We start from the raw sequence: 13,616 nt of genomic DNA, 5'->3' as shown, positions 1-13,616 counted from the left end.
CTCCTCCTAAAATTAAATATGATCCTTTATGTGAAAAAATATATTTGCCTGTTTATCAGTGCATCTCGAACTCTTTAAGGAACTTGCCGTTGAGCTCTATTACCTTCTTCATCGCATCCGCTCCGGGAGCTCCGATAGTAAGACGCTTGCTTACGCATGTCTCAAGGCTTATCGCATCAAAGATATCTTCGTCAAAAAGCTCGGAGAATTCCTTCAGCTCTTTTAACTCAAGATCATCGATCGCACACTTCTTATCTATACAATAAAGAACAAGTCTTCCGATAACAGAATGCGCATCTCTAAACGGCATTCCCTTATTTACCAGGTAATCTGCCGCATCAGTAGCGTTGGTAAAGCCCATCATCGCGCTCTTTTCCATCGGTTCCTTATTGAATTTGATAGTTCTTAGCATGTCTGCAAATAGTGTAAGGCAGTCAGAAACTGTATCGATCGCATCGAATGCCGCCTCCTTGTCCTCCTGCATATCCTTGTTGTATGCAAGCGGTATGCCCTTCATTGTTGTCAAAAGAGACATCAAGTCGCCATAAACTCGACCTGTCTTACCTCTTACGAGCTCCGCGATGTCAGGATTCTTCTTCTGCGGCATAATGCTGCTTCCGGTTGAATACGCATCGTCTATGTCTACAAATCTGTACTCATTGCAGTTCCAGATGATGATCTCTTCGCTGAATCTTGAAAGATGCATCATGACAGTAGACAGCGCTGACAAGAACTCTATAAGGTAATCTCTGTCGGATACGGAATCCATGCTGTTGAGCGTCGGTCCGTAGAAATCAAGGAGCTGCGCCGTGTACTCTCTGTCGAGAGGATACGTTGTTCCTGCAAGTGCTCCTGCTCCCAAAGGACAATAGTTCATTCTATTATATATGTCCTTCATCCTTAAGAGATCTCTTTTGAACATCTCAAAGTATGCGCCCACGTGGTGAGCAAGTGTAACGGGCTGTGCCTTCTGAAGGTGTGTAAAACCGGGCATATATGTATCGATGCCGTCCTTCATGATGTTGTCCAGAGTCTCAAGCATATTCTTAAGAAGATCTGCCATATGCTCGACTTCGCCCCTTGCGTAAAGTCTCATATCAAGCGCAACCTGATCGTTACGGCTGCGTCCCGTGTGAACCTTCTTGCCGGCATCTCCCACTCTCTCAATGAGGTTAGCCTCAAGAAAACTGTGGATATCCTCGTACTTGGTGCTGATCTCAAGCTTACCTGCCTTGACATCCTCAAGGATCGAATCAAGTCCCTTTAATATGAGGTCTCTCTCTTCCTCAGTGATGATGCCCTGCTTGGCAAGCATTGTCGCATGAGCCTTGCTGCCTCGTACATCCACTTCCAAAAATCTCTTATCGAACGTGATGGAAGCGTTGAAATTCCATGCCAGTTCGTTGATACTTCCTGTAAATCTACCGCCCCAAAGTTGCGCCATTTTCTTATTCTCCGCTTTTTCATAGTAAAGTAATAAAAAATTATAATCACAACTTAACATATATAAATTCCAAAGACAATGTAAAATATTACACAAATCTTTTTTGGTTTCAAAAGAAGTTTTGGGCAAAAAAACAAATGTCCGCACATGACGGACATTTGCATTAATTTTTGCTACAATTGTTTGCGATTTAACCCACAGTCTGTGGCTTGGTTCTCACTCTATGATCGCAATCTGGCATGAACTCATGGTTTCGAGCGCTGCTTTGTGCTTGTCGGGAGTTACTCCGGCGCAGCAGGAAGCATCTACACAGATTCTTGCCTCAGGGAGATTCGCCTTTATTAAAAGAGCATTCGAAACAACGCAGATGTCGGTGCAAACACCGATAAGTTCTACAGAGATCTCCTCTTTTGCCGCGATTTCTTTTATCTTGGCTGCAAGATCAACGGAGCCGAATGTAGGCTTATTTACATATGTTATCTTGTCTGCGTCCTTCTTGGAATCAAGGGCTTTCTGAACTTCGGCATCTATCTGCCAGCCCGCGCTTCCCTCGATGCAATGCTCAACTGGAAGGTTCTTGCCCTCCTGAGTAGTCATATAATCAGACTGATGTGTATCTCTTGTAACGAAGATGTCTTCGGATGCGTACTCGCCGATCTTCTTAACAACGGCGGGAACAACAGCCTGTGCTTCCTTGGTTCCGAGCGCTCCGTCAACAAAGTCTTTTTGCATATCAACGACAACCAGTAGTTTTCTCATCATTCTCTCCTCATAAAGTAGTCATAAGTATTATTCAAAGTATTGTACTACTTTATAAGAATGTCAAGAAATATTCTTGGTCGCTATGACATCCACTCCGGTTCCGGCGACGTCTTTGATAACTGTATCGCCGATGTTCACGGGAGCACTGATGCTTGCGGCGTCGATAGCCTTCATGACTTCGAAGATCTTATCCTTTGGTATGTCTGATGCGGTCTTAACGGAGACGCGCTCTTTCTCGCCGCCCGTTACTTTTACGGTGCTTGTGACTATCCTTGTCGGATTGACCACTTCTTTTCGTGCGTAGATATCGCCCTTTTGGCAGGTGTTTCCGGTAACCTCTGTGACTTCGCCGTTTTCAAGGATTACGGTAAGCATGCAGCCCATGGGACAACCTATGCATGTAAGTTCTCTCTTTTCCATATGCTTACCTCCTTTACTCATTCTCTATCTTGACGGTTATAGTCTTTAACTGCGGTCGCTCCGAAAGCTGGCTCTTACGAAGAATGATCTGCTCCATCTCGCCGGGAGACATGATCCTCTTTTGATTGTGCATCACTCTCTCATCGTCGAAGTAGACACTTACAAAAGAGTTCTTGTATACGTCGCCGACTCTGAACCTGACCGTAAGGAGGTCGCTCATGCGATCTACGTTTATCGTGCTCGGAACGGTATATCGCGCGCCGTTTGTAGCTACGAGCGAGATGATGTGCGCAGATCCGTCCTTGGCTGCGCTTGCGCCCGCGCCTGCATTCGCCGAGGTTCCCGCCGGGCCCTGCGCGCTGCTATCACCGGCAGCTTTCACATACTTGGCTGCGTTTTCACCTGCTCTTCCCGCTTCCTCGGAAACGTAGTCAACAAGGTCATGAACGTGAAGTACATTTCCGCAGGCAAACACTCCGGGAATATTGGTCTCGAGCGATTCATTTACGATGGGACCGCTTGTGACGGGATTCATCTCCACGCCTGCCGAGCGTGAAAGCTCATTCTCGGGGATAAGTCCGCAGGAAAGAAGAAGTGTATCGCAGGTATATCTTTCTTCGGTTCCGGGAATCGGTTTTCTGTCAGGGCCTACTTCCGCGATGGTAACCGCCGTCACATGCTCTTTTCCCTCGATATCAACCACCGTGTGTGAGAGCTTAAGCGGGATTCCATAGTCATCAAGACACTGAACGATGTTACGCTTAAGTCCGCCGGAATAAGGCATGAGCTCTGCCACAACCTTAACCTTGGCGCCTTCAAACGTCATACGTCTTGCCATGATAAGTCCGATATCACCTGAGCCCAGGATAACGACTTCTTTGCCGGGCATGTAGCCTTCGATGTTAACAAGTCTCTGAGCCGTTCCCGCAGAGAATATACCTGCAGGCCTGTAACCCGGGATATTGAGCGCACCTCTGGGTCTTTCTCTGCAGCCCATCGCAAGAATGACTGCCTTGGCAGGGATAGTGAACATTCCGTCTTCCCTGTTCATCGCTGTCACGGTCTTATCGGGAGCGATGTCCATTACCATGGTTCCGAGCTTATACTCTATTCCGAGATCAAGAACCTGCTTGATAAATCTGTATGCATACTCGGGGCCTGTGAGCTCCTCCTTGAAGGTGTGAAGTCCGAAACCGTTGTGTATGCACTGATTGAGGATTCCTCCAAGCTCGGTATCTCTTTCGAGAATAAGGATGGAATCACATCCCGCTTTCTTGGCTGATACGGCCGCCGCAAGACCTGCGGGGCCGCCGCCTACAATTACAATGTCGTAATTTTTCATGCGCCGGTCACCTCCCCTCTTGTACCTTCTAAGGAAGCTGCACTGTTACCGCTTCCTTCTTTGGTCCTGGTGGGTACGATCACGGATTCGCCGCCGCACTTTGTTATCTCTTCATAAGGAATTCCGAGTTCTCTGTTTATGATCTCCATCGTTCTTGGTGAACAGAAGCCTGCCTGACATCTTCCCATGCCCGCTCTGGTTCTTCGCTTCACGCCGTCAAGACTCTTTGCTCCAAGCGGTCTGTGGATAGCGTCAAGTATCTCGCCTTCCGTTATCATCTCGCATCTGCATATGATATTGCCGTATGCGGGATTCTTTTTGATAAGATCGTTCATCTGTGCCACAGAAAGGCCTTCTGTCCTGACAATGCCTTTTCTTGTGGCTTTATAATTTTCTTTTTCCTTAAGAGCCATCTTCTCTTTTAACAAGTTTCCGACCATCTCGCCGATAGCGGGACTTGCGGTAAGTCCGGGGGACTCGATTCCCGCGCAGTCTATAAAGCAAGGCGCATCGGATACTTCACCGATGATAAAGTCGTGGTGCTCTTCGTGTGCACGAAGCCCCGCAAAAGAGGTGATGACATTTCTGATAGGAAGATTACGAATATGGTTTCCCGCCTTGGAAATAAGATCGTCTATCCCTTCCGCAGTAGTGTTGGTTCCTTCCTTGTCATCAATATCGATCGCAGTCGGACCCACGATCAGATTGCCGTGCACGGTAGGTGATACAAGTACTCCTTTTCCGAGATTAGTAGGCTGGGGGAAAATAGTGTGACTTACATGCCCTCCGACCTGCTTATCAAGAAGACAATAATCACCTCTTCTGGGCGTGATCTTTATCTTATCAGCACTTACCATGTTGTGGATCACGTCTGCGTAGACGCCCGCTGCGTTTACAACATATCTTGCAGTGTACTCGCCGCTGTTTGTCTGAAGGTGCCAAAGATCATCTTCGCCCTTCTTAATATCTTTTACCTCGGTATTGAATTTAAAATCCACACTGTTTTCAAAGGCGTTCTCCGCCATGGCGATATTAAGCTCGAACGGGCAGATGATTCCGCCGGTCGGCGCATAAAGAGCGCCCTGCACGTTTTCGGAAAGATTGGGCTCCATCTCCAATGCTTCCTCTCGGCTTAAGATCTTAAGACCTTTGACGCCGTTTTTTATTCCTCTGTCATACAGCTCTTTTAGGCCATCCAGCGCCTCTTTGTGGATACATACGACCATTGAACCGTTTCTTTTGAACGGAATATCAAGGTCTCGGCAAAGCTCATCCATCATCTCGTTTCCGCGGACGTTGAGCTTTGCCATAAGTGTTCCTTCGGCAGCATCAAAGCCTGCATGTACGATTGCAGAATTGGCTTTGGATGTTCCCTCGCATACATCTTCACATTTTTCCAAAACGCAGGTACTTATGTCATATCTCGACAGTTCCCTTGCAACTGCGGAACCGGTAACTCCGGCGCCTATCACTATCACATCGTACATAAGCATCTCCTTTATCAGCCAAATAGTGCCATGTAAAGAAGGGATGCGCAGATACCACCGCAGATGGGTGCTACCGCAGGAATCCATCCATAGCTCCAATCAGCGTCTTTTTCTCCCTTAATGGGAAGTACCATGTAAGCAATACGTGTAGCTGTATCTCTTGCTGCGTTCATAGCGTATCCTGTAAGTCCTCCGAAGGAAGCACCGCAAGCTACGATAACCGCATATACAAGTCCCCATGAAACTGCGCTGTCTGCTGCGTTTCCGGGAATTGCCGCAAGGAAAAATACCAGGCAGAAGGTTGCAACGAACTCAGAAAGGAAATTGAGCACCTGATTCTTGATAGAAGCCGATGTACAGAAAACTCCTCTCTTGGTCGCAAGATCTTCGGTAGCGTCAAAATGTTCTTTATAAAGGATATAAACAAGAACCGCTCCGCAGAAGCCCCCAAGCATCTGCGCGATTATATATCCGGGAACAAGTGCCCAGTCAAAAGCTCCTCTTACAGCGGCGCCTATGGTAACGGCGGGATTAAAGTGTGCTCCCGATGTTGCGCCGAATGCATAAGCGGGAAGAAGAACCGCTGTGCCCCATCCCATAAGGATATGTGTAGAGCCTGCGCCCTTAAAACCTGATTTATTAAGACTAACCGTTGCACAAACACCATCACCCAACAGTACCAAAAACATAGTTCCGATAAACTCAGCAATGTAAACTAACATACCTAATCCTCCTTTGCCCATCCAAGGGTCGAATTAACTGCCTGATGCCATCCCTTAAGTTCACTTTCCCTCTTAGCCGAATCGATCTGTGAGGTAAACTCTTTGTCGATCGACCAGTTTCTGATAACGTCCTCTTTGCTCTTCCAGTATCCGACAGCGAGACCTGCCAGATAGGATGCGCCCATGGCGGTTGTCTCTACGCAGCTGGGACGAAGGACCTTGGTATCAAGGATATCCGACTGGAACTGCATAAGGAAGTTGTTCTTGGAAGCGCCTCCGTCAACCTTAAGTGATGTAATCTTCTTGCCGGTATCAAGCTCCATGGCATGAAGAACATCATAGGTCTGGAATGCGAGCGACTCAAGTGTTGCTCTTATGATGTGGTATTTGTTTACACCTCTTGTAAGTCCCGTAATTGCTCCTCTTGCGTAAGGATCCCAATACGGAGCGCCAAGTCCGGTAAATGCCGGAACTACGTAGCAGCCGTTGGTATCGCTAACCTGAGTTGCAAAATACTCGGAATCGGGTGATGAATCAACTATCTTAAGCTCATCTCTAAGCCACTGAATTGCAGCGCCTGCAACGAATACAGAGCCTTCAAGAGCGTACTCGACCTTACCGTCCAGTCCCCAGGCAATAGTGGTAAGAAGGTCGTTATTTGAAAAGATGGGTTTCTCTCCTGTATTCATAAGCATGAAGCAGCCTGTTCCGTATGTATTCTTTGCTTCGCCTTCTGTAAAGCAAGTCTGTCCGAAAAGAGCTGCCTGCTGGTCGCCCGCTGCTCCTGCGATCTTGATGGGGCCGCCGAAGAACTCGGGATCGGTCTCACCGTATACACAGCTCGAGGGCTTAACCTCGGGAAGCATAGACTTCGGAACTTCGAGGATATTGCAAAGCTCATCATCCCATTCAAGTGTGTTTATGTTGAACAAAAGAGTTCTCGATGCATTGGAATAATCCGTTACATGAACCTTGCCCTTTGTGAGCTTGAAGATAAGCCATGAATCAACGGTTCCAAAGCACAGTTCTCCTTTTTCCGCACGTTCTCTTACACCGTCAACGTTTTCAAGGATCCAGCGGATCTTGGTTCCCGAGAAATAAGGATCGAATTTAAGACCTGTCTTTTCCTGGAACTTCTTAACTATGCCGGGATCTTCCTTCATCTTTCCCTGTGCATAATCCGCGGTTCTGCGGCACTGCCACACGATAGCATGGAACACGGGTTGTCCCGTCTTTCTGTCCCATACGATAACGGTCTCACGCTGATTGGTGATTCCGATAGCGGCAATGTCTTCATAGGTTGCTCCCACCTTCTGCATTGCCTGACGTGCTACAGACAGCTGTGTCTGCCAGATCTCGTTGGCATCATGCTCAACCCAGCCGGGCTGCGGAAAGTACTGCGTAAACTCCTTCTGCGCCACGCTGCACATTTCCCCCTTCTCGTTAAACAGGATACATCTGTTACTGGTTGTACCCGCATCCAACGCCATTACGTATTTCGCCATACTTTTCCCTCCTTTTAAGTAAGAAATAAGAAATGTATCCATTAAAGCGCTCCTCGCCTTAATTTTCCGAGTGTCAAGTATCTTACGTTAAAGTCCCCATACAGATTCGTTCGTTGTTGAAATAGCGATTGCCCCACCTTCAAGGGCATTCATGACATCTTCCTTGTCTGCTATAAGACCGCCCGCGATCACGGGAACTCTGCTGACCTTGTTTATCCTCCTTATCATCTTCTGAAGCACGATGCCCGGTAAAAACTCTATTACATCGGGCTTTACTCCCTGTGCTCTTGCCTGCTTCTCTATATTCTGAAGTGCAAGGCTGTCCAATATAAAGTACCTAAGCACGGTACTAAGTCCCAATTCTTTGGCGTGCGAGATAAGATTGCTCTTAGTCGTTATGATGCCGTCCGCTTCGGTATTGTTCTTGATGAAATCAAGGCAGACGTCCTTTGAATTATTAAGCCCCGTAATGAGATCAACGTGCACCATTGCAACCTTGTCCGCAGCTTTTATCTCTTTTACGATGCGGCTTATGCTGCAAATATCACCGTAGAGCACAAATATGATCTCCACATCTTCGCCAAGCGCCGCTTTAAGACCTTCGTCGTTTTTCACGGCAGCTATTATAGGATTAAGTTCAATTTTGTTAATAAATTCACGGTTTTTCATGTATTTTACCAACAAAAAAAGAGCATGATTAGAAACATGAGGTTCTCCCTCATCTGTCCCCTTGCTCTTTTCTCCAAGGATATTATTGGTCAATTTGTCCAAACGACTATATTTATAATACCATTCTCTTATGCATATTGCAATAGTATTATTAAAAATTTATAACCTAACTTCTTCCGAAAGCTTCCCTTCCATCAGCTCGGGATTTTCCAAAAGCTTTTTAAGAAGCTTCATGGATTTTCCGTAGTAGAAGCCGTCTGAGATTCTCTCGTCTATGGTAAAAGAAAGATCGATAACTTTCTTCATCGTGACATTCCCCTGCGCATCATAGCTGGGTTTGAACTTCTTGGTACCTACGATAACAAAGATAGACGTTGTTCCCCAGTTCATCAGATGATGATAACCGATGTTCATACCGATGGAACCAAGATTTGAAAGTACAACCGAGCACTGGTACGGATCCGTCGCGATAACGGACTGCGGCATCCATCCGTGTCTGTCAAGAAATCTTGCAACAAGTCCTATAAGGTGCTTGAACGGAATCTTTTTTATCACATTCATGGCATCTGTAGATTCATCATCCTCTTTTTTACAAAAAGAAATCTGCGATCTTACCTTGGCACTGATGTCCGCGAGTGTATCGCCATCTTCCGCAACAACTCTTGCGAGAGTCTCATCTCCGTCGTCACGGAACTCTTTTTTGACCGTAAAAGCAGCTGTTATATTGTTTCTCTGATAAACGTTCTTATTGGCGATAAAACGGTTCATCTGAGGTCTTAAGCGTATCGTCTTAAGCATCGCGGCGATCACAAGATCAAAGATAGAAATCCTTGCTTCGGGATGCTCAGCGTTGAACTTACGGATATACTCCTCGGTCCCCGCTATATCGACAGTCATCGACATAAATGCCTCGTTGTCGCATCTATTTGGATACATCAGCGGCATTACATAATGCATCGCGTCGATATCCCTGATAAGTGTGCCGTCTACGCGGTCACCCCATCTTCTTTTTCCCACGTCTTTTTCCCTCCACATAAAAAATAATCATCAAAAAGATATACATCACGACAGCGGCCCACACATCCGTGAACGAATGCTGCTTAACAAAGCATACCGAAATACAGATCAAAAAGGACCATACCCCGATGAGAACTTTTTTCAAAAGAGCTGTCTCTTTGCGGCAGATCCAAGCAGAAAGCGCTGCGAGAGTATATCCCACATGGAGCGACGGACACACTCCCGTTGGCGTGTCGGCCTTATAGATAATCCCCATGATATAGGTAAATACATTGCTGCGTTCAAAGTGATCCGGTCTTAAATACTGAACCGAAGGCCAGAACACGTATGTCGCCATCGCAACAATCTGCATCCCCACGATCAGCTTCTGCGCGTGGACAAAGCTTTTTATATCATATAAAAGAAAATATAACAGCGAGCCTGCAAGGAACAGGTACCATGATACGTAAAATATTGCAAAGTACTCGTTAAAAGGGATGATATCGTCGACGATGCTATGGATCACATGGCACTTATCTTCAGGGATAAGATTCTCTGTGATAAAGTACATCGTAAGGTAAAAGACCCATCCAAGAAGCAGTAAAAGGTGCTTGTACTGCGGGCTTGTTATATTGCTTGGTCTAAGTTTGGTGTAATCAACTACGGGTTTTCTCATTACAAAAATTCAAAGGCTCTTTCTAAATATTGAATTCTTCTTTTGAGATACTCTTTTTGATTTTCAAAATATAAGCGTATATATACTACTACATTTTTTCATTAAATGGATAATCTTTTTTCGAAACATTGGGATATGGAGTGACACGGTGCCTTGGAAGCGAATATGCAAGCTCAGAGATGGCATCCTGCAGATAATTACAGATTCTGTCTGCCTCTTCGTCAGTTTTATTATCAGGGTCAAAAGAGATTGCTTTACCGATCACAAACTTCTTAAGCTCCGGGCAGATATATACCGGAACAAACGGAATTGCCTCCCCGCTCTGTCTGTAGTAATACTTGGCCGTGTGTATGAAGCCTCTTTGGAAGTGATGAACAATGTTGTTGTACTCTTCGTACTCCTCGGGGAAGATCACAACCTTGGCTCCCTCGGAGAGTTTTTCGCTTGAAAGCTGAAAAGTCTTCATAAGACGCCTATCCCTGTAAACGGGAATGGTGTCGGCATTTGTGAAAATAAGCTGAGAAAGCGCCGGAATAAGATGTGCCAACAGCTTATAAAAAGGTCGCACAGCCGCAGGCTTTTTTGACCAGAAATCCTTGTAAGCGTACTCGGCCACCTTGTCTTTTTCCATCATATCGGAGATGCACCAGGTGTAGTGCTTGCCGGGACAGTACAACTCCGCCGCAACGGGCCCGAACATCTGCGAGTGATTTCCGACAAGGACAGCCGCGCCCTCAGGCAGGTTCTCTTTTCCAATCACCTCGAATTTAGGCGTAAAAAGCCAGACAAGATAACGCACCACGCGAAACAGCGGGTGCGTATTTTTTATATGGTTATCGATGATTGTATCTGAGTATTTCATGATCAAATCTCGTAGTCCAGGCAGTTTCTTGCTTTTGTAAATGGTCTTACCTTCTCGTCGGCAACCTTTACATGCTCGGGGTGAACGGCGTAGGCTTTAAGTGCCTCCTCACTCTCAAGCGTGGAATCAAGCATTAGATCTACATTTGAAGATGCGAGTCCGTTGGTGTTGACCTTGATCTCAAGAAGTCCCGGAACCTTGCCCTTAAGCGATTCAAGTCCTTCCTTGATCTCAGCCTTGATCTTAGCTTTTTCCTCAGCTGAAAATTCATCCTTAAGTGACCATAAAATTACGTGCTTTACCATGTTTTTTCTCCTTTTTACTTCTTAAAGTGAAGTTTCTCTTGTTTAAATGACTCGATATGTCCCATGTCATTGAACAATTCAAGCCTCGGAATCGCGATCCTGCCTTCCTGCTCTTCAAAGTTAATGATCGATACGGAGCAGACTCCGTAGGGAATCGAAGTAAGCACAAACGGAAACGGAAGATTCAGCACATGCGAGAACATAACCGCACCTGAGCCTCCGTGAGCAAAAAGAGCTATCGTATCATCGTTGTGCTCTCGGCACTCGTAGAGTCCGTTCTTTCTGTAAAGGCCGTAGCTTTCAAGGAACTTATCAAAAGCCTCGGAAACTTTTTCATAGTACTCCATGCAGATATTGTCTTTGAAAAAGTGGTGCTCAGTCCAATTGTCTTTTCCCACATATTCCGGGCTGTCTGTAAGCACTCTGTAAGCGAGCGTCCAAGGATGACCGTCGTACGGAAGCTTATCGCTGTTTCCGTCTTTGTCGCCCCAGTTGATCTCGTGCATGAAATCCAGTGTCTTAACATCAAGGCCATGAGCCTTGGCTGTGTATGAAGCCGTCTCTTTGGCTCGGCCCATCGGAGAAGCATATATTGCCTTTATATCCTCTCCTTGAAGTCTTTTTGCAGTGCTCTGCGCCTGCTCTCTGCCGGTCTGTGTAAGGATATCCTTTTCATAGTTCGGCTCCCCGTGTCTGATAAATATAAGTCGCATACCATTCTCCTGTTGTTAATATCAAATAAGCTGATTTCCCGTTCCCCGTGTCCGTTTCTCTTCTACAGTAGCTCCAGTACGTCCGCCGGTGTTGTTGCGAACACGTCCGCGCCGATCTCTTCAAGGTAGTCCTTGTCTCTAAAGCCCCAAAGTACTGAGATGCAAGGAAGTCCCGAGTTTACGGCTGTTTGGAAATCGACTTCGGAATCGCCGATGTAAATTGCTTCTTCCTTGGTGCTTCCAAGCTCCTTTAGCGCCTCGATAACCGAGTCGGGCGCGGGTTTTCTGTTTATACCGGGTCTTTCTCCTATTGCCACGTCAATTGCCTCTGAAAAGAACTTTTTATTAAGCTCTTTTACCGCGGAATCTATCTTATTGGAAACGATAGCCATCTTGTAGCCGCGCTTTTTCAGCTCTTTCATAAGCTCTAGGATCCCGTCGTAGGGCCTTGTCTTGTCGAGACAGTGCTTATCGTAGTGCTGCTTGAAAACAGGGAGCATCTCATCAATCGTTTCCTTGGAAGTGCCCTCCGGAACATTTAATTCAATCGCACGCCTGATTCCGTTTCCAAATGCACGTCTGTACTCTTCCACCGTGCGATTCGGAAACCCAAACTTGTCCATTACGTAGTTAACGGACGTCGTCAGGTCGTCCAGCGTATTCAGAACCGTGCCGTCCATATCGAAAATTACTGTGTTTATGTTGCTCATATAACTAATATCATAACCCTTTCTCCAAATATACGAAAGTCAGCTCATCATCAATATCTTTTCGATCAAATATCTTGTAGCCATTCTTCTCGTACAGGCGGATATTGTCAACGCTTCGCGTCGAAGTGAAGAGCTCAAGCCTTTTTCCGGGGAACAATTCCTCAATAGCGGTCAAAAGAGCTGTTCCGAGCCCACGGCCTCTGAAATCGGGATGAACCATAAGCTTGCCGATATAGACCGTGCCGCTTTCTTCCCTACCGCGAACCGATCCGATAATCCTCGCGCCCTCGGTCGAGGCAGACGCTCCATCCGCTTCGCCATCGCAATTTGCGCCCTCATCCGAGATCATCTTCAGGATCACTCCGGCGTCATACTCAGCCTCCACTTCTTCAAGTGTCTGCTTAAGCGGCGGAATATCTTTTGTCCCAAACAGCGCCGCCTCGCTCTGATACGCAAGGTATTGCAGCTGCAATATCTCATTCAAGTCTTCCTTGTCAGCCTTACAAATTCTCATCAATCTATCTCGCTCTCTCATCAGATTGTTATCTCTATCTGATTTCCTTCAATCCCTACAATGCAGCTCTCATAATAGCCGTCGCCGGTGGTTCTGGGGCCGCTTACAACTTCGAAGCCTGCGTTTTTGAGGCTTTCGGTAAGCTCATCCACCTTTTCTTTTGACCCTACTGAAAAAGCGATGTGAATATAGCCGGTTCTTGTAAGCGGTTTGTCGGCATCTACGAGCCCGGGCTTATTCATAAGCTCGATCCTTGCTCCGTCGTCAAAAGAAATAAAGAAGGAGCGAAAGTCCGTATTAGGATTGTGGTAACCGTCATTGGACTTTCCTCCCAGGTATTTCACGAAAAAGTCGCGTGTCTTCTCAAGTTCATTAACATACATTGCAATGTGTTCAATCTTCATCATGTCGTCCTCCTAAAATGCATGTATTCCGGCTAAATTGCCATAAAACAATGATACACCCGCCACCTGTTATTTGCTATCTAAA

At 46.3% G+C, this 13,616-nt stretch carries 16 protein-coding genes; all 16 read right to left on the bottom strand.

The window, feature by feature from the left end; translation table 11 throughout:
- Positions 1–55 precede the first annotated feature (55 nt).
- Positions 56–1,444 (bottom strand): argininosuccinate lyase, encoded by a 1,389-nt coding sequence (gene argH, locus D6856_RS13140; protein ID WP_120687267.1) that lies wholly within the window; start codon positions 1,442–1,444, stop codon positions 56–58.
- 216 nt (positions 1,445–1,660) lie between these two features.
- The gene (locus D6856_RS13135; protein ID WP_092250161.1) at positions 1,661–2,203 is read right to left on the bottom strand and encodes a cysteine hydrolase family protein; all 543 of its coding nucleotides are present in this window, start codon (positions 2,201–2,203) and stop codon (positions 1,661–1,663) included.
- A gap of 63 nt (positions 2,204–2,266) precedes the next feature.
- Positions 2,267–2,626, bottom strand: coding sequence for a DUF1667 domain-containing protein (locus tag D6856_RS13130; RefSeq protein WP_092250158.1), 360 nt, complete (start codon positions 2,624–2,626; stop codon positions 2,267–2,269).
- A gap of 13 nt (positions 2,627–2,639) precedes the next feature.
- Positions 2,640–3,968, bottom strand: coding sequence for an NAD(P)/FAD-dependent oxidoreductase (locus D6856_RS13125; RefSeq protein WP_120687266.1), 1,329 nt, complete (start codon positions 3,966–3,968; stop codon positions 2,640–2,642).
- On the bottom strand, positions 3,965–5,455 hold the full coding sequence (locus tag D6856_RS13120) for an NAD(P)/FAD-dependent oxidoreductase (protein ID WP_120687265.1): 1,491 nt from the start codon (positions 5,453–5,455) through the stop codon (positions 3,965–3,967). Before D6856_RS13120 ends, D6856_RS13125 begins: the two co-directional genes overlap by 4 nt.
- 14 nt (positions 5,456–5,469) lie before the next feature.
- Entirely contained in the window at positions 5,470–6,177 is a 708-nt protein-coding gene (locus D6856_RS13115; protein ID WP_092250149.1) for an MIP/aquaporin family protein, read from the bottom strand.
- 2 nt (positions 6,178–6,179) lie between these two features.
- Positions 6,180–7,682 (bottom strand): glycerol kinase GlpK, encoded by a 1,503-nt coding sequence (glpK, locus tag D6856_RS13110; RefSeq protein WP_120687264.1) that lies wholly within the window; start codon positions 7,680–7,682, stop codon positions 6,180–6,182.
- A gap of 87 nt (positions 7,683–7,769) precedes the next feature.
- Complete coding sequence (locus D6856_RS13105; RefSeq protein ID WP_120687295.1) at positions 7,770–8,351, bottom strand: glycerol-3-phosphate responsive antiterminator; 582 nt, start codon at positions 8,349–8,351, stop codon at positions 7,770–7,772.
- A 159-nt stretch (positions 8,352–8,510) separates the two neighbouring features.
- Positions 8,511–9,368: a 2-oxo acid dehydrogenase subunit E2 gene (locus D6856_RS13100; protein ID WP_158588950.1), complete on the bottom strand. Its 858-nt coding sequence runs from the start codon at positions 9,366–9,368 to the stop codon at positions 8,511–8,513.
- On the bottom strand, positions 9,346–10,023 hold the full coding sequence (locus tag D6856_RS13095; protein ID WP_120687262.1) for a hypothetical protein: 678 nt from the start codon (positions 10,021–10,023) through the stop codon (positions 9,346–9,348). The genes D6856_RS13100 and D6856_RS13095 overlap by 23 nt, the downstream gene beginning before the upstream one ends.
- Positions 10,024–10,111: 88 nt before the next feature.
- Positions 10,112–10,885 (bottom strand): lysophospholipid acyltransferase family protein, encoded by a 774-nt coding sequence (locus D6856_RS13090; protein WP_120687261.1) that lies wholly within the window; start codon positions 10,883–10,885, stop codon positions 10,112–10,114.
- A gap of 2 nt (positions 10,886–10,887) precedes the next feature.
- On the bottom strand, positions 10,888–11,190 hold the full coding sequence (locus D6856_RS13085) for a Dabb family protein (RefSeq protein ID WP_120657019.1): 303 nt from the start codon (positions 11,188–11,190) through the stop codon (positions 10,888–10,890).
- A 14-nt stretch (positions 11,191–11,204) separates the two neighbouring features.
- Positions 11,205–11,903, bottom strand: coding sequence for a histidine phosphatase family protein (locus tag D6856_RS13080; RefSeq protein WP_120687260.1), 699 nt, complete (start codon positions 11,901–11,903; stop codon positions 11,205–11,207).
- A 62-nt stretch (positions 11,904–11,965) separates the two neighbouring features.
- Entirely contained in the window at positions 11,966–12,613 is a 648-nt protein-coding gene (locus D6856_RS13075; RefSeq protein ID WP_120687259.1) for an HAD family hydrolase, read from the bottom strand.
- Between the two features lie 10 nt (positions 12,614–12,623).
- The gene (locus tag D6856_RS13070) at positions 12,624–13,127 is read right to left on the bottom strand and encodes a GNAT family N-acetyltransferase (RefSeq protein ID WP_120687294.1); all 504 of its coding nucleotides are present in this window, start codon (positions 13,125–13,127) and stop codon (positions 12,624–12,626) included.
- Positions 13,128–13,147: 20 nt separating this feature from the next.
- Entirely contained in the window at positions 13,148–13,531 is a 384-nt protein-coding gene (locus D6856_RS13065; RefSeq protein ID WP_092250126.1) for a VOC family protein, read from the bottom strand.
- Positions 13,532–13,616 lie beyond the last annotated feature (85 nt).

Origin of the sequence: Butyrivibrio sp. XB500-5 (genome assembly GCF_003625505.1) — a bacterium.
In the GTDB taxonomy this organism is placed as follows: Bacteria; Bacillota; Clostridia; order Lachnospirales; family Lachnospiraceae; genus Butyrivibrio.
Note: the sequence above shows the minus strand (reverse complement) of the source record. Positions and strands in the feature narration are given on the sequence as shown.